This window comes from Dactylosporangium vinaceum (assembly GCF_019904175.1).
GTDB lineage: Bacteria > Actinomycetota > Actinomycetes > Mycobacteriales > Micromonosporaceae > Dactylosporangium > Dactylosporangium vinaceum.
This window is the reverse complement of sequence record NZ_CP061913.1, coordinates 10,580,500-10,600,563: the sequence shown is the minus strand read 5'-3', so window position 1 is coordinate 10,600,563 and position 20,064 is coordinate 10,580,500. Positions and strand designations below refer to the sequence as shown.

The following is a 20,064-nucleotide window of genomic DNA, read 5'->3' as shown; positions in this document are numbered from 1 at the left end:
ATCGTGGCCGCCGACGACCTCAGCCTGGAGGTGGCCGCGGGCAGCTTCACCGCGGTCACCGGGCCCAGCGGGTCGGGGAAGTCCACGCTGCTGCACCTGGTCGGGGCGATCGAGACGGCCGACGCGGGCACGATCGTGGTCGACGGGGTGGAGGTGACGGGACTGCGGCGCAAGCAGCTCAGCGAGTACAGGCGAAGTGTGGGCTTCGTCTTTCAGCGCTATCACCTGCTGCCCGCCCTGAGCGCCCTGGACAACGTGATCGCGCCGGTGCTGCCGTTCCGGGTCGGGTTCGACAAGCGGGCGCGGGCGCGGGAACTGCTCGACGCGGTGGGGCTGGCCGGGCGCGAGCGGTCGCTGCCGGCCCAGCTCTCCGGCGGCCAGCAGCAGCGGGTGGCGATCGCCCGGGCCCTGATCGGCGGGCCGCGGCTGCTGCTGGCCGACGAGCCCACCGGCAACCTCGACTCGGCCAGCGGAGGGCAGATCCTCGACCTGCTGCTCGACCTGCGCGACGAGCGCGGGATGACAGTGCTGCTGGCCACGCACGAGCAGGCGATCGCGGCCCGGTGCGACCGGATGATCCGGCTCACCGACGGCCGGATCGAGGAGGACGTCGACCTCACGACCGGCGAATCGCCCGAGTCGACACTGGCCCGCGCCACCCAGCTGAGGCTTTAGCCCGGTTTTGCACGGGTTCGCGGGTACCATCACTCATAGGTGCTGACGGTCGCGGGGGGTGGTATGCCGCAGCTTGATATCGGCGTGCTCACGCAGCCCGGACGGCTTCGCGCACTGCGACGCGCGCACCTGCTGCTGAGCTCCTCGTCGGCCCCGGTCGACGGCCTGGCCCGGCTCGCCGCCCGCTCGGTCGTGGCCCCCGTCGGCCTGCTCACGCTCGTCGACGACGAGCGCATGCACGTGATCGGGCGGCACGGCCTGCCGCCGGACCTGGAGCGGGTCAACGCGGAGCCGGCGACGAGCTCGTTCTGCCAGTTCGTGGTCAGCAACGACGCGCCGCTGGTCGTCTCGGACGCCCGCGAGGACCCGGCGCTGCGCGACTTCGGGGTCGTGGTGGGGCGGCACGTCACGGCGTACCTCGGGCAGCCGGTGCACGACGCCGCCGGCCACACGCTCGGCGCGGTCTGCGTCACCGACTCGGTGCCGCGGCACTGGACCGACGACGACATCGCGGCGATCGCCGAGTGTGCCGGGCTGATCGAGGTGATGCTGGCCGCCGAGACCTCGCGAGAGGACATCGCGCTGGCCGCGGCCGAGACGGATGCGGTGCTCGAGACCGCCCTCGAAGCCTTCGTCGCGATCGAGCTCTCCGGCGAGATCACCCGGTGGAACCGGGCGGCCGAGCGCGCGTTCGGCTGGACGGCCGCGGAGGCCGTCGGCAAGCAGGTGCACGAGCTGATCATCCCGGAGCGGTTCCGGGCCGCGCACCGCGCCGGGCTCATGCGGCTGCTGCGGGGCGGCGTGCCCCGTCTGATAGGCCAAAGGCTGCAGCTGTACGCCGTGAATCGCGCCGGCACCGAGTTTCCCATCGAGATCACGTTGAACGTGGTCGAGGGACCCTTGGGCCGGCACGCCCACGCGTTCATCTACGACATCAGCGAGCGCGTCACCGCCGAGCGCCAGCTGGCCCGCGAACGGCACTTCCTCGCCGCGCTGCTGGACAACCTCGACGTCGGCGTGGTCGCCACCGACGAGCGCGGCCGCCTGATCCTGTTCAACCGGGCCATGCGCGACATCACCGGGCACGACGCCGACGGCTCCACGTCCGAGGCGTGGACGGGGGTGCGCAGCGCGCCCGGCGGGGGGACGATCAGCAGCGCGGAGATGCCGCTCACCCGGGCGTTCAAGGGTGAGCACATCCGCGACGCCGAGTTCGTCATCCACCTCCCGGACCGCCCGCGCCGCTCGTTCACGGTCAACGCCCAGCCGATCCGCGACTCCGACGGCACCCGCCTCGGCGCGGTCGCCGCCCTGCACGAGGTCACCGAGCGCCGCCGGGCCCAGCGCCTCATCGAGTGCGAGCTGGCCGTCTCCAAGATCCTCGAGCAGGCGCCGACCATCGAGGCGGCCGGCCCGGAGCTGCTGGAGACCGTCGCCCGCACGCTGCACTGGCCGCACGCCGAGATGTGGCTCGTCGACCGGGTCGGCAACGTGCTGCGCAACGCGGCGATGTGGACCGAGCCGGGCTACGAGATCCCGGCCCCGGACCCGCTGGCCCTCGGCAAGGGGGTGTCCGGCGTGGCCTGGGAGACCGGGCAGCCGACCTGGATCCCGGACATCTCCGCGAGCACCAGCCGCCTCAACGTGCCGTCGCTGGCCAAGCACGGCCTGCGGGTCGGCCTGGCCATCCCGATCCGCGACGGCAACGGCGTCACCGGCACGCTCTCGTTCTTCGGCGACGCCGCCGAGGAGCCCGAGCAGTCGCTCATCGCGCTGCTGTCGGGCATCGCCGCGCACGTCGGGCAGTTCATGGTCCGGCGGGGGGCCGAGGACCTGGCCAAGCAGCTGGCCCGGACCAAGGACGAGTTCATCGCCCTGGTCGGCCACGAGCTGCGCACGCCGCTGACCTCGATCTCGTCGTACACCGAGCTGCTGCTCCACGACGGCGACGACGACCCGGCGACGCGCGAGGAGTTCCTCGCCGTGATCGCCCGCAACGCCGAGAACCTGCGGGCCATCATCGACGACCTGCTCGACCTGGCCGGGCTGGAGAGCGGCTACGTGACGATGGTCGAGCGGCCGCTGGACTTCGCCGCCGTCGTGCGCGATGTCGCCGACGCCAACGCGCAGGCCGCGAGCGAGAAGGACCTCGACGTCTCGGTGGTGCTGCCCGACGGTCCGGCGCCGGTCTCCGGTGACCAGGCGCGGCTGCGCAAGGTCGTGGACCATCTGATCACCAACGCCGTGAAGTTCACGCCGGCCGGGGGCCGGGTGGAGATCCGGCTGGACAGCGACGTGGCCGGGGTGAAGCTCAGCGTCGTCGACACCGGCGTCGGCATCCCGCAGGAGGAGCGCTCGCGGCTGTTCGAGCGCTTCTTCCGCGGCTCGAACATCCGCAACCTGGGCGTCCCCGGCACCGGTCTCGGCCTGGCGATCAGCCGGACGGTGGTGGAGCGGCACGGCGGCACGATCACGGTGACCGACCACGGCGACAAGCCGGGCACCACGTTCGAGGTGCGGCTGCCGGCCTACTGCGCCTGAGCCCGGGGCAGCAGCGCCTCCGGGCGGAGGTCCGCGACCTCGTACGGCTCGCCGAGCAGCTGCGCGGCGGCCAGCCGGGCCAGGGCCGGGGCGGTCTGGATCCCGGTGCCGCCCAGCCCGGCGAACCAGAAGAAGCCGTCCTGCTGCGGGTCCGGCCCGACGATCGGGTTGCGGTCCGGGGCGAACGTGCGCAGCCCGGCCCAGCTCGTGCGGGCCCGGCTCAGCTGCAGCGTGGTCGCCGCGGCCACCCGCTCCATCGCGACGCTCACGTCCTGGGGCCGGGCCTCGGCGTCGGTCGGCGGCGACGGGGTCTCGTCGGCCGGCGAGACCAGCAGGCCGCCGCGCTCCGGGCGGAAGTAGAAGCGGTCGGCCACGTCCACGACGAGCGGCCAGGCCGGGCCCACTCGCTCGGCGGTGGCGATCGCGACGGTGCGCCGGTAGCTGGTCAGGCCCGCGACCGGTACGCCCAGGCGGGCGGCGACCGCGTCGGCCCAGGGGCCGGCCGCGTCGACGATCCGGCCCGCCTCCAGCTCGCCGCGGTCGGTGGTCAGGGTCCAGGCGGAGCGGCCCGGGTCCCAGGTGCCGGACTCCAGGCCGATCGCCGTGCGCAGCACCGCCCCGGCCGCCGTCGCCCGGTCCCGGTACTGCTGCTGCAGCGCGTCGACGTCCACGTCCTGGGCCGTACGCTCGACCGCGGCCCGGGCCGTCGCCTCGGGGCGCAGGACCGGGCAGAGCGTCTGGGCGGCGGCCGGGTCGACCCCGCGCAGCGCGGGGTTGGCGGTCAGCAGGGCGTTGAGCGCCCCCAGGTGATCGGCGTCGGCGACCCAGACGACCGGCCGGGCCCGCAGCAGCGGCGTGCCGGACTCGGCGCCCAGAGCGTCGAGGATCGTCCGCGAGGCCCGGGTCAGGGCCCGCTGCTCGGGCGAGCCGAGGCTCTCCGACAGGGCCGAGATCGAACGGCCCGTGGAGTGGTACCCGAACTGGTTCTCCCGTTCGAGGAGCACGATGCGCAGCTCCGGGCGCAGGCCACCGCTGCGCTCCACCAGCCGGCCGTCCAGCTCGGCGAGCTCCGCGGCCAGGGACAGGCCGGCCACGCCCCCGCCGATGATCGCCACGTCTGCTCGTTCGATGCTCCGATTGTCGCAGGGAATGAACGGCCCCGGTGGGGGTACCGGCCGCCGGTGCACAATTCCGGCAATTTCGCCGCGCTGGCCGAGGGGTGGCGCGATGCCGCTGTGCTCGTGGCCGGCGACGCGCTGCTCGACGGCTGGCTCTGCGGCACCCCGACGCGGCTGAGCCGGGAGGCGCCCGTCCCCGTCGTCGCCCTCGACACCACCCGGGAGGTGTGCGGCGGGGCGGCCAACACCGCGGCCAACTTCGCCGCTCTCGGGGCCCGCACCACGCTCGTCGGTGCCGTCGGCGACGACGACGCCGGGGCCCGGCTGCGGACCTGCGTGTGGGACGCCAGGGTGGCCGACCGGCTGGTGACGGCGGTCGGGCGGCGGACGGTCACCAAGCGCCGGGTCGTGGCCGACGGATATGTCCTGGTCCGCTTCGACGACGGCGACACCGGCCCGCTCGCCCCGGTCGCGGCCGAGACGGTGGTCCGGCGGCTGGACGAGACGCTGAGCGCCGAGCCGCGCCCGGACGCGGTGGTCATCTGCGACCACGGCGCCGGGACGCTCGGCCCGGCGGTCCAGGCCCTGCTGGCCGCCCGCCGGCTCGACCTGCCGCTGCTCGCCGTCGACGCCCACGACCTGGCCGGCTGGGCCTCGATCGGGCCGGACCTCGTCACGCCGAACCGCGAAGAGGCGGCCAGGGTGATCGGACAGGCGATGGGGCGGGAGATGGGGCAGCCGGGCGGCCGGTCCCGGCCGGACCGGGGGCAGCTGCTGCGCCGGACCGGGGCGGCGATCGTGGCGGTCACCCTCGACGCGGAAGGCTCGCAGGTCATGAGCCTCGACGGGGAGACGGTCGAGACCGCGGCACCGCCCGGGCCGGGCACCCACGCGGCCGGGGCCGGCGGGGCCTACCTGGCCGGATTCGTGCTGGCCCGGCTGGCGGGGGAGGGGGTGGCCGGGGCGGCCGATGTCGCACAGCGTTGTGCCTCGATGGCCATCCGTGGCGTCGGTACCGCCGTCGTCCCCGACCAATTCGCCCTGTCCGCGAAGGTCATATAAATTACGGTCGATGCTGCCGTCAACTGACCTCGACGTCCGCGTGTGGACCGTCGCCGGTGCAGCGCACGAGCACCCGGACCTCCTGCGTGTCGGACCGGAACACCGCCCGGGACTGCGGGCCGGGGACGCGGTCCGCGCTCACGATGTGGAACCCGGTGGCCGGGCTCAGGTACCGGACGCGCACCGAAGTTCCGTCACAGCCCGCGACGACGTTCCCGCCCGGCGTGCGCAGGATCCGCGGCGAGTCGGGCGAGGGCGAAGGGGTCGGCGCGCCGGGGGCGCCGGGTGCCGGTCGAGCCGCCTTGAGCAGGGCTTCCCGGCCTGCGGTGGTCTCGTGCAGGGCCAGCGCCGAGAGCCCCGCGGCGCACAGCATCCAGGCCCCCACGGCCACTACCCACCGTCCACGTCGCATGGCGCCGGGCTGCCCGGGCGAGGCCCGGCTACACCGGGCGAAGGGCGGGAAAAGGGGCGAGACCGGAGTGTGCCCCGGACGACCTTGCTGGTGACTTCCGGCCCCACCTGTCCGTATCATGCCCGAGGCGCTACCACCCCTCTGCCCCGCGACCCCAGCGAGGAACCGACCGCATGAAGAGTCCTTCGTGGAGAATCCGCACCTGGTCGATCCGCGCGAAGATCATCGCCCTGGTGCTGCCGCCGCTGGCCACGCTGGTGGTCATGTGGGTGTTCGCCACGAGCCTCACCGCCGGCGCCACCGCTGAGCTCCTGGACAGCCAGGAGTACAGCGCGCTGTCGAGCAAGCCGTCGGAGAACGTGATCGTCGAGCTGCAGCGGGAACGCACGCTGACCCAGGTGTACCTCGCGACCGGGCGCCAGGAGGGCCGGCCGGAGACCGCCGCGCTCAACGCGCAGCGCTCGAAGGTCGACGAGGCACTCGGCGACTTCCGCCGCCGCGCCGCCGACAGCAAGCTGCAGAACGCGATCCCCGAGGGGTCCCGGGCCCGCCTGCGCGAGGTCATCAACCAGTTCGACCAGCTCACCACCGGCCGGACCGGGATCTCGCTGGGGCAGATCGACCGGGCCGAGGCGATGAACGTCTACAACCGGCCGATCGACGCGATCTACCACTGGTACGACTCCCTGCCCGGCATCAGCAACGCCGAGCTCACCCGCAACGCGCTCATCGTCATCGGCACCAGCCGCGGCCGTGAGCAGCTCGCCCGCGAGGACGCGATCGTCAACGGGGTGGCCGCGGCCGGAAAGTTCCAGAAGACGGAGAACGCCGACCTGGTCGCCGTCATCGGGGCCCGCCGACAGCTCTACGCCGACGCCACCTATGCGCTGCCGGAGGGCGGCAAGGCGCTGTGGGACCCGATCGTGGCCAGCGACTCCTACAAGCGCGTCCTGGACCTCGAGAACAAGATCATGGCGGACGGCCGGCCGGGCGGGACGCTGCCCGTCGACGTGAACGCCTGGCGCGACGCCTACGACAAGCTCTTCGCTCAGCTGCGCAGCTTCGACCTGGGCTTCGGCGAGGTCATCGTGGCCAGCGCGGGTCCCGTCGCGGCCGGCATCCTGATCCGCGTCATCGGCGCCGGCGTGCTCGGCCTCATTGCCGTCGTCGTGTCCATCCTGCTGTCGATCCGGATCGGCCGCTCGCTCATCCGCCGCCTGGTCGGCCTGCGCCAGGACGCTCAGGACCTGGCCGACAACCGGCTGCCGGCGATGGTCGCGCGGCTGCGGCACGGCGAGAAGATCGACGTGGTGGCCTCGGCGCCGCCGCTGGAGTACGGCGCCGACGAGATCGGCAAGGTGGGCAACGCGTTCAGCGCCGTCCAGCGCACCGCCGTGCAGTCAGCGGTCCACGAGGCGCAGCTGCGCCAGGGCCTCAACGAGGTATTCCTCAACATCGCCCGGCGCAGCCAGACCCTGCTGCACCGCCAGCTCGCCCTGCTCGACCGGATGGAGCGGCGCTCCACCGACCCGGAGGAGCTCGAGGACCTCTTCCGGGTCGACCACCTCGCCACCCGCATGCGCCGCCACGCCGAGGACCTGGTCATCCTGGCCGGCGCCGCGCCCGGCCGCGGCTGGCGCAACCCGGTGCCGATGGTCGACGTGATCCGCGGCGCGGTGTCCGAGGTCGAGGACTACGCCCGGGTCGGGTTCCTGGCCCTGCCGGAGGCGTCGCTCGTCGGGCGGGCCGTCGCCGACTGCATCCACCTGCTGGCCGAGGTCATCGAGAACGCCACCGCCTACTCGCCCCCGCACACCCGGGTGCAGATCAGCGGGCAGCTGGTCCCGAACGGCTACGCGATCGAGATCGAGGACCGCGGCCTGGGCATGTCGCCGGACGCGATCGAGGAGGCGAACCTGCGGCTGGCTCAGCCGCCGGAGTTCGACCCGGCCAACTCGGCCCGGCTGGGCCTGTTCGTCGTCGCGCTGCTGGCCGCCCGGCACGGGGTGCGGGTCACGCTGCGCGCCTCCGCCTACGGCGGCGTGACGGCTGTCGTGCTCATCCCGCCGCACCTGATCTCCGGCGCGACCCACGAGCTGACCGCGCCGACCCCGGCCGAGGAGCAGCAGGCGGCCCGGGAGGCCGTGCTGGAGCTGGAGCCCGCCGACGCCATCCGGCCCACGATCGCCCAGGTCGCCCCGACTCCGGTGGAGTACGTCGTCGCACCGGCGCCGCCGCCCCCGCCGATCCCGACTCCCACGCTGCCCACGCAGCGGGAATCGGTCGAGGCGGTCGAGCTCACCGCCGACGGGCTGCCGCGGCGGCGCCGGCAGGCCAGCCTGGCGCCGCAGTTGAAGGAGCGGCCGGAGGAGGAGCGGACGGTCGACGGCATTCCGGCGGATCAGTTCGCCACTACCGCTGTCGGCGGCCGCTCGCCCGAGCAGACCCGGGAGATGATGACGTCGCTGCAGGCCGGCTTCACCAAGGGGCGCCGTGACGCTGAGCAGATCCAGGACCCGAACTCTCCGGAAAGGGACGCATAGGTGACGCACTCGACGAGCCGCACCGGCAAGCTCGACTGGCTCCTCGACGATCTCGTCGAGCGGGTCGAATCGGCGCAGCACGCCGTGGTGCTTTCCGCCGACGGGCTCCTGATGGGCGCGTCGAGCGGGCTCGGGCGCGACGACGCCGAGCACCTCTCGGCCGTCGCGTCCGGCTTTCAGAGCCTGGCCCGCAGCGCCGGCCGGCAGTTCAACGGCGGCGGTGTCCGTCAGACAATCGTGGAGATGGACAACTCGTTCCTGTTCGTCACCGCGGCCGGGCAGGGCGCCTGCCTGGCCGTGCTCAGCGCCGCCGACTCGGACATCGGTGTGATCGCCTACGAGATGGCGATGCTGGTGACCCGGGTCGGGCAGTACCTCACCGCGCCAACGCGACCGGGCGTCTCACACGATGGCCCCTGATGAAACCCCGATGTCGGATCGTGGCCACGACTGGATGGACGTGGACGCCGGCCCCGTAGTCAGGCCTTACGCCGTCACCGGCGGACGGGCCAAGCCGGCGGCCGGCGCCTTCGACCTTGTCGCCTTCGTGGTGCGCCGGGTCGGCCCCGGAGAACAGCACCTCCTGCCCGAGCAGCGCGCGATCCTGGCGCGCACCAGTGAGCCGGTGTCCGTCGCCGAGCTCGCGTCCCACCTCGACCTCGCGCTCGGCGTTGTGCGCGTGTTGTTGGGCGATCTGCTCCAGCAGGGGCTCATCGAGATGCACGAACCGGAGTACGACCAGTCCGTCGGGCCGCTGCGGCCCGACGATCGCATCCTCAAGGCGGTTGTCAATGGCCTCCGAGCGCTCTGACGGTCACGTTCCCCTCGCGGTGAAGATCCTCATCGCGGGTGGGTTCGGCGTCGGCAAGACCACGCTCGTCAGCGCGGTGAGCGAGATCCGACCTCTGCAGACGGAGGAGGTGCTCACCAACGCCGGCGTCGGCATCGACGACGTCAACGGGGTCGAGGGCAAGAAGACGACGACCGTGGCCATGGACTTCGGCCGGATCAGCATCAACCAGGACATCGTGCTGTATCTGTTCGGCACGCCCGGCCAGGACCGCTTCTGGTTCCTGTGGGACGAGCTGGCGCTGGGCGCGCTCGGCGCGGTGGTGCTGGCCGACACCCGCCGCCTGAACGACTGCTTCCCGTCGGTGGACTACTTCGAGCGCCGCTCCACGCCGTTCCTGGTCGCGGTGAACTGCTTCGACGGGGTGCAGAAGCACAGCGCGACGCAGATCGCCAAGGCCCTGGACCTCGACCCGGACGTGCCTGTCGTCCTGTGCGACGCGCGCGACAGGCGCTCGGTCAAGGACGTCCTGATCGCCCTCGTCGAGCACGTCATGACCCTCAAGCAGGTCGCGGCTTAGCCGGTCGGCCTGGCGCCGGATCTCGGGCACCGCCGTCGTCTCCCACCAGGCGCCGCGGCGGACCGGGCCGATCGTGTAGATCCGGTCGTGCAGCCGGCCGGCCTCGTCGACGTCGAGCCCCTTGCCGGTGGGGTCGAGGCGGGCCAGGCCGTCGTCGAGCAGGTGCCGGCCCACCTCGGTGACGGCCGCACCCTGCGGGCCTGTGCAGTTGATGACGGCGGCCCACTCGCCGCGGCTGCTGGTGGTGGTCCGCAGCGTCCGGAGCCGGGCGGCGCTCGCCGGCGGCATGCGGTGGCGGTGCACCTCCCAGTAGGTCGAGACGTGCCGCAGGAACCGCCGCCGGGCCTCGGGGGTCAGCCCCCGCCAGAGCCGGTCGACCTCGGGCCGGAGGGCGTCGACCGCCGAGCGCCAGTCCGGCTGGGTGGCCGCGAACTCGCGCACGGCCCGCATCAGGCCGGCCAGATCGCGGCCCTGGTACTCGAACGCGCGATCGGCCGGCACGACGTCCGCATGGGGCCGGGGCAGCAGGCCGCGGCGCGAGTAGGCCACGACCGGCACCCGGCCCTCCAGGGCGATCGCCACGTCGACGGCGGTCAGCCCGGTGCCGACGAGCAGCACCGGAAGATCACCTTCGAGGCCGTCGAGGGCCTTGGGATCCCACGGGTTGGCCACGTATCGCGGGTGGTCCTGAAACCGGGTGAGCGCGGTCGGGGCGCCGTGGCCGAGCGCGAGGAGCACCCGGTCGCCCCGGATCGTCGCGCCGTCGCTCAGCGTCACCGCGCCGTCGGCGTGCACCCGCGTGGCGGCCGCGCGGACGTGGGTGAACCGGGCCCGGGTGAGGCGGTCGTGCAGGTAGCCGCCGTAGACCCCGCGGGGCGCGAAGTCGGCCGGGCCGATGCCGAGGTCCTGGTCACGGCACCAGCGGACGAAGTCGTCGGGCCTGTCGGCCCGGGCGCTCATGGTGGCCGCGCGCGAGTTGAGCAGGTGGGCCGGGTGGCGGGTGCTGTAGGCGACGCCGCGCCCCAGCTCCCCGTAGGGCGCGGGATCGACGATCATCACAGCGTGACGGGGGTCCCGGCTCAGGTGGATCGCCGCCAGCGCGCCGCTGCAGCCGCCGCCGACGACCACCGTGGTACACGTGCGCCCCATGGCTCACCGCCCTCGCTCGCCAATTCCTATTAAAACGATAGGCTTAATGGTACTGCAAGCGCCTCCGAGGTGTAGGAACGTGACCGTTCGGGCACGTGGTGTCGCATGTCGTCACTCTTTCGCACGAAGTCGATCGAGCAGTCGATGCGCGACACCGACGAGCCCGGCCAGAAGCTGCGCAAGAACCTCTCCGCCTTCGACCTGACGGTCTTCGGCGTCGGGGTCATCATCGGCACGGGCATCTTCGTGCTGACCGGGCAGCAGGCGGCCAAGAACGCCGGACCCGCCATCGTGCTGTCCTTCGCGCTGGCCGGCGTCGTGTGCGCGCTGGCCGCCCTCTGCTACGCGGAGTTCGCCTCCACGGTGCCGGTCGCCGGATCGGCGTACACGTTCTCCTACGCCACCCTGGGCCAGTTCGTCGCCTGGATCATCGGGTGGGACCTCTGCCTGGAGCTGGCCCTGGGCGCGGCGGTGGTGTCGCGGGGGTGGTCGGCGTACCTCCAGGAGCTCTTCGACCTGCCGAACTGGCTCGCCGGGGACCAGGCGCGACCGGACTTCGGGGCGGCCTTCATCGTGGCTGTGCTGTCGGTCGTCGCGATCGTGGGCGCCAAGCTCTCCGGCCGGGTCACCGGCGCACTGGTGATCGTCAAGGTGGCCGTGGTCCTGTTCGTCATCGTCCTCGGCCTGTTCTTCATCAAGGCCGCGAACTACACCCCGTTCATCCCTGCGGCCCAGGCCGCCGAGAAGGAGTCAGGCGGTGACGCGCCGCTCCTGCAGGTGCTGGCCGGGATCACGCCCCAGCACTTCGGCTGGTTCGGGATCGTCGCCGCGGCCTCGATCGTCTTCTTCGCGTACATCGGCTTCGACGTCGTCGCGACCACCGCCGAGGAGACGCACAACCCGCAGCGGGACGTGCCCCGCGGGATCATCGGCTCGCTCGTCATCTGCGCGGTGCTCTACATGGCCGTCTCGTTCGTGGTCACCGGCATGGTGCACTACGGCGACCTGAACACCGCCGCCCCGCTGGCCAAGGCGTTCGACCTGGCCGGGCAGGGCTGGGCGGCCAACCTCATCTCGCTCGGCGCGGTCTGCGGCATCACCTCGGTCATCCTGGTGCTGCTGCTCGGCCAGGCCCGGGTCTCGTTCGCCATGGCCCGCGACGGCCTGCTGCCGCCGGTGCTGGCCAAGGTCCACCCGCGCTTCGGCACCCCGTGGGTCATGTCGACGATCACCGGGTCGATCGTGCTGGTCCTGGCCGCGTTCGTGCCGCTGTCCGAGCTGTCCGAGCTGACGAGCATCGGCACGCTGTTCGCGTTCATCGTCGTCTCGATCGGCGTGGTCATCCTGCGCCGGACCCGGCCCGATCTGCCGCGCGGCTTCAAGGCCCCGCTCGTGCCGTTCCTGCCGATCGTGAGCGTGCTGGCCTCGCTGTGGCTGATGCTCAACCTGCCGGTGGTCACCTGGGTGCGGTTCCTGATCTGGATGGCCGTGGGGCTGGTGCTGTACTTCGCCTACGGGATGCGCCGGGCCCGGCTGGCCCCCGAAACGACTTCGGAGGTCGACGCCCCATCGACATAAGGTGGGGGTATGACCGACTGGGGCCTTACGTCCGATGACTACCACCTGGACCTGAGCCCGGACGACGTGGCCGACCCCGAGGCGATGTTCGGCCACGGTCCGCTCACGGCCGCCTCCTACGGGACGGCCGGTCTGGGCGCGGCCGACCCGGCGGGCGACCCCGGGCTCTCCGGCGGTGACATGGCCGGGGACGCCGAGACCGTCGGCTACGACTCCGACGGTGACGGCCGGGTCGACATGCTCCTCGCCGACACCGACCAGGACGGCCAGACCGACGTGGCGATGTGGGACACCAACCACGACGGTCTGGTCGACCAGGTCGCGTACGACCAGGACCACGACGGCAAGATCGACCTGATCTACCACGACGACGACTACGACGGACACGTCGACCGGGTGGAGACGACCGACGGCCACGACGACCTGCCCGGCTACGCGTCGAACTAGCCGTTGCGCACGGCCGCCATCTGCTTGGCGTAGGAGCGCCTGCCGACCGTCTTCCACAGCAGCCGCACGGGCAGCGGCAGCAGCGCCATGAACCGGGCCGACTCCTGCGGGGTGGCGTCCTCCAGCAGCGCGCCGAGCATGAGCAGCTGCTTGTCCTTCGGGGTCTTCGCGCGGGCGTGCTCGCCGAGGGCGTTCCACTCCGCGACAGTGATGTGCTCCTCGATCAGCGGCAGCACGCGGCGCTCCTCCTCGTCGAGGTGCGGCAGCAGGTCGCGGCGGTGGCGGTCCAGCCCGGCGACGAGCGCGTCGCGCTCCGGCTCGGCCGGCGAGGCCGCCCACGCGGCCAGGAGGCGCTCGAGCTCCTGGAGCCCGGCATCGACCACCTGATGCTGCTGCTCCATGCGCAGCACCAGCTCGGCGTCGAGGTCGACCCGGGCCAGCAGCTTCGGCCAGAGCAGCTCGTCCTCGCTCGTGTGGTGGGAGTGCAGGCCCTCGATGTACTCGCGGGCCATCCCGGCCAGCAGGGCGGCCCGCGCGGTGTCGCCGGGCCGCACGGCGCCGACGAGATCGTGCAGATGCCGTGACTCCCGGCGGAAGATGCGGTGCACGACCACCATCTCCTGGACCCACGGGCGCTCGGTGGTGACGGTGCCTGTCATATCGGTGCTCCTCGGACGGTTCCAATTTCGGTGCCGATACCGTCGCCGGACTGTCTTGTAGCGGTCTTGGAGAGCGCTTGGCGGCGATTACCATGGCGCCGTCATGCTGCTGCGGGTGCTCGGCCCCTTCGCGGTCGAAACAGGAGCGGCCGTCGACCTCGGCGGCCCCCGTCAGCGTGCCGTCCTCGCGCTGCTGCTCTCGGCCCGCGGTGACGTCGTCTCGGTCGACCGGATGATCGAGGACCTGTGGCGCGGCGAGGCCCCGCCCCGGGCGATCGCCTCCCTCCAGGCCTACGTCTCCAACCTGCGCCGCCTCCTCGAACCGGCCCGCGCGCGCCGCACCCCGGCCCGCCTCCTGGTGAGCGCCCCGCCCGGGTATGCCATCCGCCTCCCGCCCGACGCCGTCGACGCCTGGCGCTTCGAACGCCTCTTCGCCGAGGCCCGGGCCCTGACGGACGACCCGCACCGGGCGCTGCGGCTGCTGCGTGAGGGCCTCGACCTGTGGCAGGGCGAGGCCTACGCAGAGTTCGCCGGCGAGCCCTGGGCCCAGCCCGAGGCGGCCCGGCTCGCGGAGCTGCGCCTGGCCGCCCGGGAGGCGCTGCTGGACGCGATGGTGCGCTCGGGCGCGGCCGCCGCGGCCGTGGCGGAGGCCGACCTGTTCACGCGCCAGGCCCCGCTGCGGGAGGAGGGCTGGCGGCTGCTGGCCCTGGCCCTGTGGCGCAGCGGCCGCCAGGCCGACGCGCTGGCCGCCCTGCGCCGGGCGCGGGCGCTGCTGGCCGAGGAGCTCGGCCTGGACCCCGGCCGCGCGCTGCTCGAGCTGGAAGCGGCGATTCTCGGGGGCGACATCGCCTTGGACCGGCCGGAGCGTCCGGCTCTCCCGGCTCCTGTCGATTTCGGTACCCGGGCCGGGGCGCTCGACGAGCTGTTCGTGGGGCGCGAGGGTGAGTTGGGCACGCTCATGCAGGCGGCGGACACCGCCCCGCAGGTGGTCCTGCTCAGCGGCGAGGCCGGGGTCGGCAAGAGCGGCCTGCTCGGCCGATACCGCGACGAGCTCGCCCGGCTCGGCTGGCTCGTGGTGGTCGGGAGATGCCCCGAAGTCGAAGGGGCGCCGCCGGCTTGGGCCTGGGTCGAGGCGCTGCGGCAGCTGGCCGACGTGGCGCCGCCCGGGGAACTGGCCGCCGAGCTGCGGCCGCTGCTCGACGAGGACGCCGGAGGGCTCGGGGCCGGGGCCGGGGCCGGCGAGGATCGGGCCGGCGGGCGGTTCCGGCTGCACCGGGCCGTCTCGCGGTGGCTGGGTGCGGCGGCCGGCGAGCGGCCGGTCGCGGTGGTGCTCGACGATCTCCACGCGGCCGACGCCGAGACGCTCATGCTGCTGGCGAGCGTGGCCGAGCTCGTCGCGCCCGGCGGGCCGCCGCTGCTGCTGGTTGCGGCGCTGCGGCCGGCCGACAACCGGGAGCGGTTGGCCGCGACGATGGCTGCCCTGGCTCGCCGGTCGCCGGTGCGGGTGGCGCTCGAAGGGCTTGACGCCGAGGACGTGGCGCGGCTCGTCGCGGCGTTCGCCCGGACCCCCGTGGATGCGGGGACGCTTGCCGCCCTCGCCGAACGGACCGGCGGCAACCCCTTCTACGTGCGGGAGTCGGCGCAGCTGCTCGCGTCCGAGGGGGCGCTCGTGGCCACGTCCGAGGTGCCCGAAGGCGTCCGCGACGTGCTGCGGCGACGACTGTCGCGGCTGCCCCAGGCGGCGGTCGCGGTGCTGCGGCTGGCCGCGGTGGTCGGGCGGGAGGCCGACGTCGAGACGCTCGTCGAGGCGGCCGACGCCGACGAAGGGGCAGTGCTCGACGCGCTGGAGGCCGGGCTCATCGCGGGGCTGCTGACCGAGCCCGCGCCCGGGCGGGTGCGGTTCGTGCACGGGCTGGTCCGCGACACCATGTACACCGACCTCTCCCAGCTGCGCCGGGCCCGGATGCACGCGCGGGTGGCGGCGGCCACGCGGCGCGACGACTATCCGGCGCTCGCCCACCACTACGCCCGGGCCGCGTCCTCCGACACCGCGGCGCTCGCCGTCGACTACGCGATCCGGGCCGCGGAGCTGGCCGAGCGGCGCTACGCCTACGACGCGGCGGCCGAGGTGCTCAGCGGTGCCCTCGACCCGGCGGTGACCGCGCCCGGCGACCGGGACGCGTGCCTGGTGGACCTCCTCGGGCGGCTGCTGCGGGCGCAGGCCGGCGCGGGCGCGGTGGCGGCGGCGCGGCAGACCCGGCAGCGGGCGGTCGACGTGGCCGTCGCGTCCGGGCGGGTGGAGCTGCTGGTGCGCGCCTTCACCGCGTGGACGGTGCCGACGCCGTGGCAGATCCACGAGTACGGCGCCGTCGACGACCGGCTGGTCGACCTGCTGATCCGGCTGCTGCGCCGCACCGACCTGGCCCCGGCCGACAGGTGCCGGCTGCTCGACGCGCTCACCAACGAGCTCGACGACGGGGGCGACGAGCGCGGGGTGGCGGCCGGGCGGGAGGCCCTCGACATCGCCCGTGGGCTCGGCGACCCGCGGCTGCTGGCGCTCGGGCTGGCCGCGCGCGGGCGCACGATGTCCTACGACAGGGACGCGCCCGCCCGGCGCGCGATCGCCCTGGAGCTGCGTGCGCTGGCGGTCGAGCACGGGCTGGTGGCCTACCACTGGCTCGCCGAGCAGATGCTCGGCAACTGCGCGGCGGCCATGAACGAGCCGGCGCAGGTGTGGGCCGCCGTCGCCCGGCAGGGGTCGATCGCCGCGGCGTACCACCTCGCCGAGCCGCAGGCGATAACCCTGGCCGCCCGGGCCGCGGCCGCGCACATCGCGGGCGACCTGGCCGGTGCGCGGGCCGTCTACGACGAGTGCCACGAGCACATGCGCCGCCAGGGCTCGCTGCACGGCGACGCCTTCCACTTCTTCGCCACCTTCAGCGTGCTGCTCAGCGAGGGAGACCAGGCCATCGCCGGGTTCATCGGGCCGACCCGGATGGTGTTCGAGCAGCTCGGGCCGATCGGGTCCGACGCGTATGCGCTCGCGCTCGTCGCGGCCGGGCGGGTCGCCGAGGCGCGGGCGGTGCGGATCGCCGAGCACCCGATCCGCCTCGACTACTTCGCGTCGGCCTTCTACACGGTGCGCGCGCTGGCGATCGTCGCGCTCGGCCGGGCCGACCTGGCCCAGCCGGTCATCGACGCGCTGCTGCCCGTGCGCGAGCAGCTGGCCGGGGTGTCGAGCACCTCGATCGCCATGCAGCCGGTCGCGCTCACCCTCGGCGAGCTGTATCGGCTGCAGGATCGCCCGGCGGAGGCGATGGCGTGCTTCCAGTTGGCGGCGGAGGTGGCCGGTCGGTGGAGCGCGCCGCACTGGCTGGCCCGGGCGAAGTCCCTCCTGTAACGGCGCAGGCCGCGACCAGCAGCACCGCCCCGGCCGCGAACCCCGCGTTGCCCCACCAGCGGACCGGGTCGTGCGGCTCCATGAGCGAGGTCAGGACGAAGCCGCCCCAGCCGTACGTGAGCAGCGCCCCGGCCGCGAGCGCCGTGACGTGCCGCGGGGTCCACCTCGTCGCGCTCAGCCACAGCGCGGCGGCGGCCAGCCAGGCGATCCCGAACCAGAACCCGGGCCACGACTCCGGGCGGGCGAAGAAGACGCCGCTGACCACGAACCCCAGGACCGCGGTGAGCCAGATCGGTGGGGGAGTCATCGCGGCGAACGTGCGCTTCGTCGCAAACGCCAGCCCGAGCAGCAGGAGCGCCGCGGCCGCCGCGCCCGCGCGCTGCGAGGGCGCGGCGACGAACTGCTCGCTGTCTCGGATCTCCGCGTAGATGATCCAGCAGCCCAGACAGTACACACCGGAAAAAGCGGTGAACGCTGTGCGGCCGAGCCACGGTTCGCGGTCGGCGGCGAGGTGCTCGACCAGGACGATCGGGATCGTGATGCTCCAGATCGCGTGACCGGCCACGAAGGACAGGGTGCTCGCCGCGCTGAGGCCGCCGAGGGCCGGCACCGGGGTGATCGCGAGGAAGTCGTGGCCCTCGAAGCCGGGGTTGAACAGCGACTGGTCGACCAGGCCGGCCTCGATCACGCCGTAGGCCGCGCCCAGCAGCAGGATCGCCGCCCACCCGCGCCCGTTGCGGCGGGCGATCTCGCGGATCAGCAGGGCGCCCCCGCCGTACATCGGGACCAGGAACGGCAGGCCCGGGAGGATCCGGACGCTCAGGTTGCCCAGCAGATACTCGCCGACGAGCGGGGCGAGCACCAGCAGGCCGGCGACGGCACAGAATCGACGCATGCCTTTAGTGCAGCGCCTCGCCGCCCGCCCGCTCTAGCGGCGAAAGTGGACGGCCGCCGCTGCAGTTAGTGGACTCCAAGTGGTCTGAAAGCAGTACGGGGGAGTGTGCAGGCATGTCTCGCTTGCTTGGCCGAATCGGCGGTGCGGCCGCCGCTCACCCGTGGCGCGTGATAGGCGCCTGGGCCATGGTCCTCGTCGGACTCACGGCGCTGTCCGCCGGCTTCGGCGGCACCCCGCACGACGACTACAACGTGCCCGGCACCCAGTCACAGGCCGGCACCGAGTTCCTGCGGGCCAACTTCCCGCAGATGTCCGGCGCCGATGCGCGCGTCGTGGTGCACTCGGCGGCCAGGCTGGACCCGGCCGTGCTCGAGTCCCTGCGCGGCCGGCTGGCCACGATGCCGTCGGCCGGGATCGTCGCGCCCGCGCGGCTGTCGGCGGACGGCGACACGGCCCTCATCGGGGTGCAGTACGACATCCCGGTCACCGACTTCGCCGGCACCTCGGCGATGGACGCCCTGCGCGCCGCGGCCGAGCCGCTGCGGCGTGAGGGGCTGCAGGTCGAGTTCGGCGGCCAGGTCGCCGAGAACATCTCCGCTCCCAGCGGCACCGCGGAGGCGGTCGGCATCGTCGCCGCCCTGCTGATCCTCGTCCTGGGGCTCGCCTCGATCGTCGCCGCCGGCCTGCCGCTTGTCGTGGCGATCGCCGGCCTGGGCGTCGCGACGGCGGTCATCGCGCTGCTGGAGAAGGCCACCGACATCAGCAACACCGCGCCGACGGTCGCCACGATGGTCGGCCTGGGCGTCGGCATCGACTACGCGCTGCTGCTCGTGGCCCGGCACGTCGAGGGGCTGCGCCGGGGCCTGTCGCCGCGGGAGGCGGCCGCGGAGGCGAACGCCACGGCGGGCGCCTCGGTCGTCGTGGCCGGGCTGACGGTGCTCGTGTCGCTCTTCGGGCTGCGCCTGGCCTCGCTGCCGGTGTACTCCTCCTTCGGCTACGCCACCTTCGCCGCCGTCGTCGCCGTGATGGCCGCCGCCCTGACCCTGGTCCCGGCGCTGTGCGGCCTGGCCGGGCCCCGGGTGCTGCCGCGCCGGGTGCGCAAGGGCCGGCCGGTCGCCACGTCGTCGGGCTTCACCGCCCGCTGGGCCACCCGGGTCGGCCGGCGCCCGGTCGTGGCCGCGCTCGCCGCGCTCATCGTCCTGGCCGCCCTGGCCGCGCCGATGCTCGGCATGCGGACCTGGCCCCAGGACGCCGGCAGCCAGCCGACCTCCAACACGACCCGCCTCGCGTACGACCTCGTGTCGGCCGAGTTCGGCCCCGGCGCCAACGGCCCGCTGCTGCTCGCCGTCGACACCACGAAGGTGTCCGATGTGGACGGTCTGGTGACCCGTCTGCGCTCCGAGCCCGGGGTGGCCGCGGTGGCGCCGCCGGTCGTCAACGGCACGGCGGCCGTCATCGCGGTCGAGCCGCGGACGGGGCCGCAGGATGAGGCGACATCGCAGCTGCTGACCCGGCTGCGGGCCGGCGTCCTGCCGGACGGGGTGCTGGTGACCGGCCTCGTCGCCGTGTTCGCCGACATCTCCGACCGCCTGGCCGACCGCCTGTGGATCGTCGTGGCCTTCGTCGTGGCGCTGTCACTGATCCTGTTGACGGTACTGTTCCGGGCCCCCGTCGTCGCGGTGAAAGCGGCGATCATGAACCTGCTGTCGGTCGCCGCGGCCTACGGCGTGATGACCGCCATCTTCCAGACCGACCTCGGCGCGCGGCTGGTGGGGCTGCCGCACGCGGTGCCGGTGTCGAGCTGGGTGCCGATCCTGCTCTTCACCGTCCTGTTCGGACTGTCGATGGACTACGAGGTGTTCCTGCTGTCCCGGGTCCGCGAGGACTGGCTGGCCACCGGTGACGCCCGCGGCTCCGTGGTCCGCGGCCTCGCCGCCACCGGCCGGGTCATCAGCAGCGCGGCCGCCATCATGGTCGCGGTGTTCATCGGCTTCGCCCTCGACCCGGACGTGACTGTGAAGATGATCGGCGTCGGGATGGCCGTCGCGGTATTCGTCGACGCCACACTTGTCCGGCTGGTCCTGGTGCCGGCCACGATGGCGATGCTGGGCCGGGTGAACTGGTGGCTGCCGCGCTGGCTGGACCGCCTGCTGCCGCACGTCGAGGTGGAGCGGCCGGCCCCGTCGCGCGCTCCCTCGCTGGTGTGACCGTGTGA

General features: G+C 73.5%; 14 protein-coding genes and 1 pseudogene. 11 read left to right on the top strand and 4 right to left on the bottom strand.

What is annotated here, in order from left to right:
• Window positions 1-3: 3 nt before the first annotated feature.
• On the top strand, window positions 4-675 hold the full coding sequence (locus tag Dvina_RS47620; protein ID WP_380028248.1) for an ABC transporter ATP-binding protein: 672 nt from the start codon (window positions 4-6) through the stop codon (window positions 673-675).
• Window positions 676-738: 63 nt separating this feature from the next.
• Window positions 739-3,216: a PAS domain S-box protein gene (locus tag Dvina_RS47615; RefSeq protein WP_223098382.1), complete on the top strand. Its 2,478-nt coding sequence runs from the start codon at window positions 739-741 to the stop codon at window positions 3,214-3,216.
• On the opposite strand, the gene Dvina_RS47610 is transcribed toward Dvina_RS47615, so the two are convergent.
• Window positions 3,204-4,331 (bottom strand): NAD(P)/FAD-dependent oxidoreductase, encoded by a 1,128-nt coding sequence (locus Dvina_RS47610; RefSeq protein WP_223098381.1) that lies wholly within the window; start codon window positions 4,329-4,331, stop codon window positions 3,204-3,206. The two genes, Dvina_RS47615 and Dvina_RS47610, sit on opposite strands and share 13 nt — an antisense overlap.
• A 66-nt stretch (window positions 4,332-4,397) precedes the next feature.
• Between Dvina_RS47610 and Dvina_RS47605 the strand changes: the two genes are divergently transcribed.
• The gene (locus Dvina_RS47605; RefSeq protein ID WP_223098380.1) at window positions 4,398-5,396 is read left to right on the top strand and encodes a bifunctional heptose 7-phosphate kinase/heptose 1-phosphate adenyltransferase; all 999 of its coding nucleotides are present in this window, start codon (window positions 4,398-4,400) and stop codon (window positions 5,394-5,396) included.
• A 19-nt stretch (window positions 5,397-5,415) separates the two neighbouring features.
• Here the strand turns inward: Dvina_RS47605 and Dvina_RS47600 are convergent, their stop codons facing one another.
• On the bottom strand, window positions 5,416-5,781 hold the full coding sequence (locus Dvina_RS47600; protein WP_223098379.1) for a hypothetical protein: 366 nt from the start codon (window positions 5,779-5,781) through the stop codon (window positions 5,416-5,418).
• Window positions 5,782-5,981: 200 nt separating this feature from the next.
• Here Dvina_RS47600 and Dvina_RS47595 point away from each other — a divergent pair, with 200 nt between their 5' ends.
• Genes Dvina_RS47595 through Dvina_RS47580 form a run of 4 tightly spaced genes read left to right on the top strand, consistent with a single transcriptional unit; the run spans window position 5,982 to window position 9,721 of the window.
• Entirely contained in the window at window positions 5,982-8,351 is a 2,370-nt protein-coding gene (locus tag Dvina_RS47595; RefSeq protein ID WP_223098378.1) for a sensor histidine kinase, read from the top strand.
• Window positions 8,352-8,771 (top strand): roadblock/LC7 domain-containing protein, encoded by a 420-nt coding sequence (locus Dvina_RS47590; protein WP_223098377.1) that lies wholly within the window; start codon window positions 8,352-8,354, stop codon window positions 8,769-8,771. It abuts the gene before it with no gap.
• A gap of 10 nt (window positions 8,772-8,781) precedes the next feature.
• On the top strand, window positions 8,782-9,162 hold the full coding sequence (locus Dvina_RS47585) for a DUF742 domain-containing protein (protein WP_223098376.1): 381 nt from the start codon (window positions 8,782-8,784) through the stop codon (window positions 9,160-9,162).
• Window positions 9,143-9,721 (top strand): GTP-binding protein, encoded by a 579-nt coding sequence (locus tag Dvina_RS47580; protein ID WP_223106121.1) that lies wholly within the window; start codon window positions 9,143-9,145, stop codon window positions 9,719-9,721. The genes Dvina_RS47585 and Dvina_RS47580 overlap by 20 nt, the downstream gene beginning before the upstream one ends.
• A gap of 621 nt (window positions 9,722-10,342) precedes the next feature.
• On the opposite strand, the pseudogene Dvina_RS54935 reads toward Dvina_RS47580, so the two are convergent.
• A pseudogene (locus Dvina_RS54935) lies at window positions 10,343-10,870 on the bottom strand (FAD/NAD(P)-binding protein); the annotation flags it as partial.
• Window positions 10,871-10,975: 105 nt separating this feature from the next.
• Here Dvina_RS54935 and Dvina_RS47570 point away from each other — a divergent pair.
• Both Dvina_RS47570 and Dvina_RS47565 read left to right on the top strand, forming a co-directional pair.
• Window positions 10,976-12,448, top strand: coding sequence for an amino acid permease (locus tag Dvina_RS47570; RefSeq protein WP_223098375.1), 1,473 nt, complete (start codon window positions 10,976-10,978; stop codon window positions 12,446-12,448).
• 9 nt (window positions 12,449-12,457) lie between these two features.
• Complete coding sequence (locus Dvina_RS47565) at window positions 12,458-12,895, top strand: hypothetical protein (RefSeq protein WP_223098373.1); 438 nt, start codon at window positions 12,458-12,460, stop codon at window positions 12,893-12,895.
• On the opposite strand, the gene Dvina_RS47560 is transcribed toward Dvina_RS47565, so the two are convergent.
• The gene (locus Dvina_RS47560; RefSeq protein ID WP_223098371.1) at window positions 12,892-13,554 is read right to left on the bottom strand and encodes a hemerythrin domain-containing protein; all 663 of its coding nucleotides are present in this window, start codon (window positions 13,552-13,554) and stop codon (window positions 12,892-12,894) included. The genes Dvina_RS47565 and Dvina_RS47560 overlap by 4 nt on opposite strands.
• A gap of 103 nt (window positions 13,555-13,657) precedes the next feature.
• Here Dvina_RS47560 and Dvina_RS47555 point away from each other — a divergent pair, with 103 nt between their 5' ends.
• The gene (locus Dvina_RS47555; protein WP_223098368.1) at window positions 13,658-16,954 is read left to right on the top strand and encodes an ATP-binding protein; all 3,297 of its coding nucleotides are present in this window, start codon (window positions 13,658-13,660) and stop codon (window positions 16,952-16,954) included.
• Between the two features lie 1,008 nt (window positions 16,955-17,962).
• A complete protein-coding gene (locus Dvina_RS47550) occupies window positions 17,963-20,056 on the top strand; it encodes an MMPL family transporter (protein ID WP_223098366.1) in 2,094 nt (697 codons plus the stop codon).
• Window positions 20,057-20,064 lie beyond the last annotated feature (8 nt).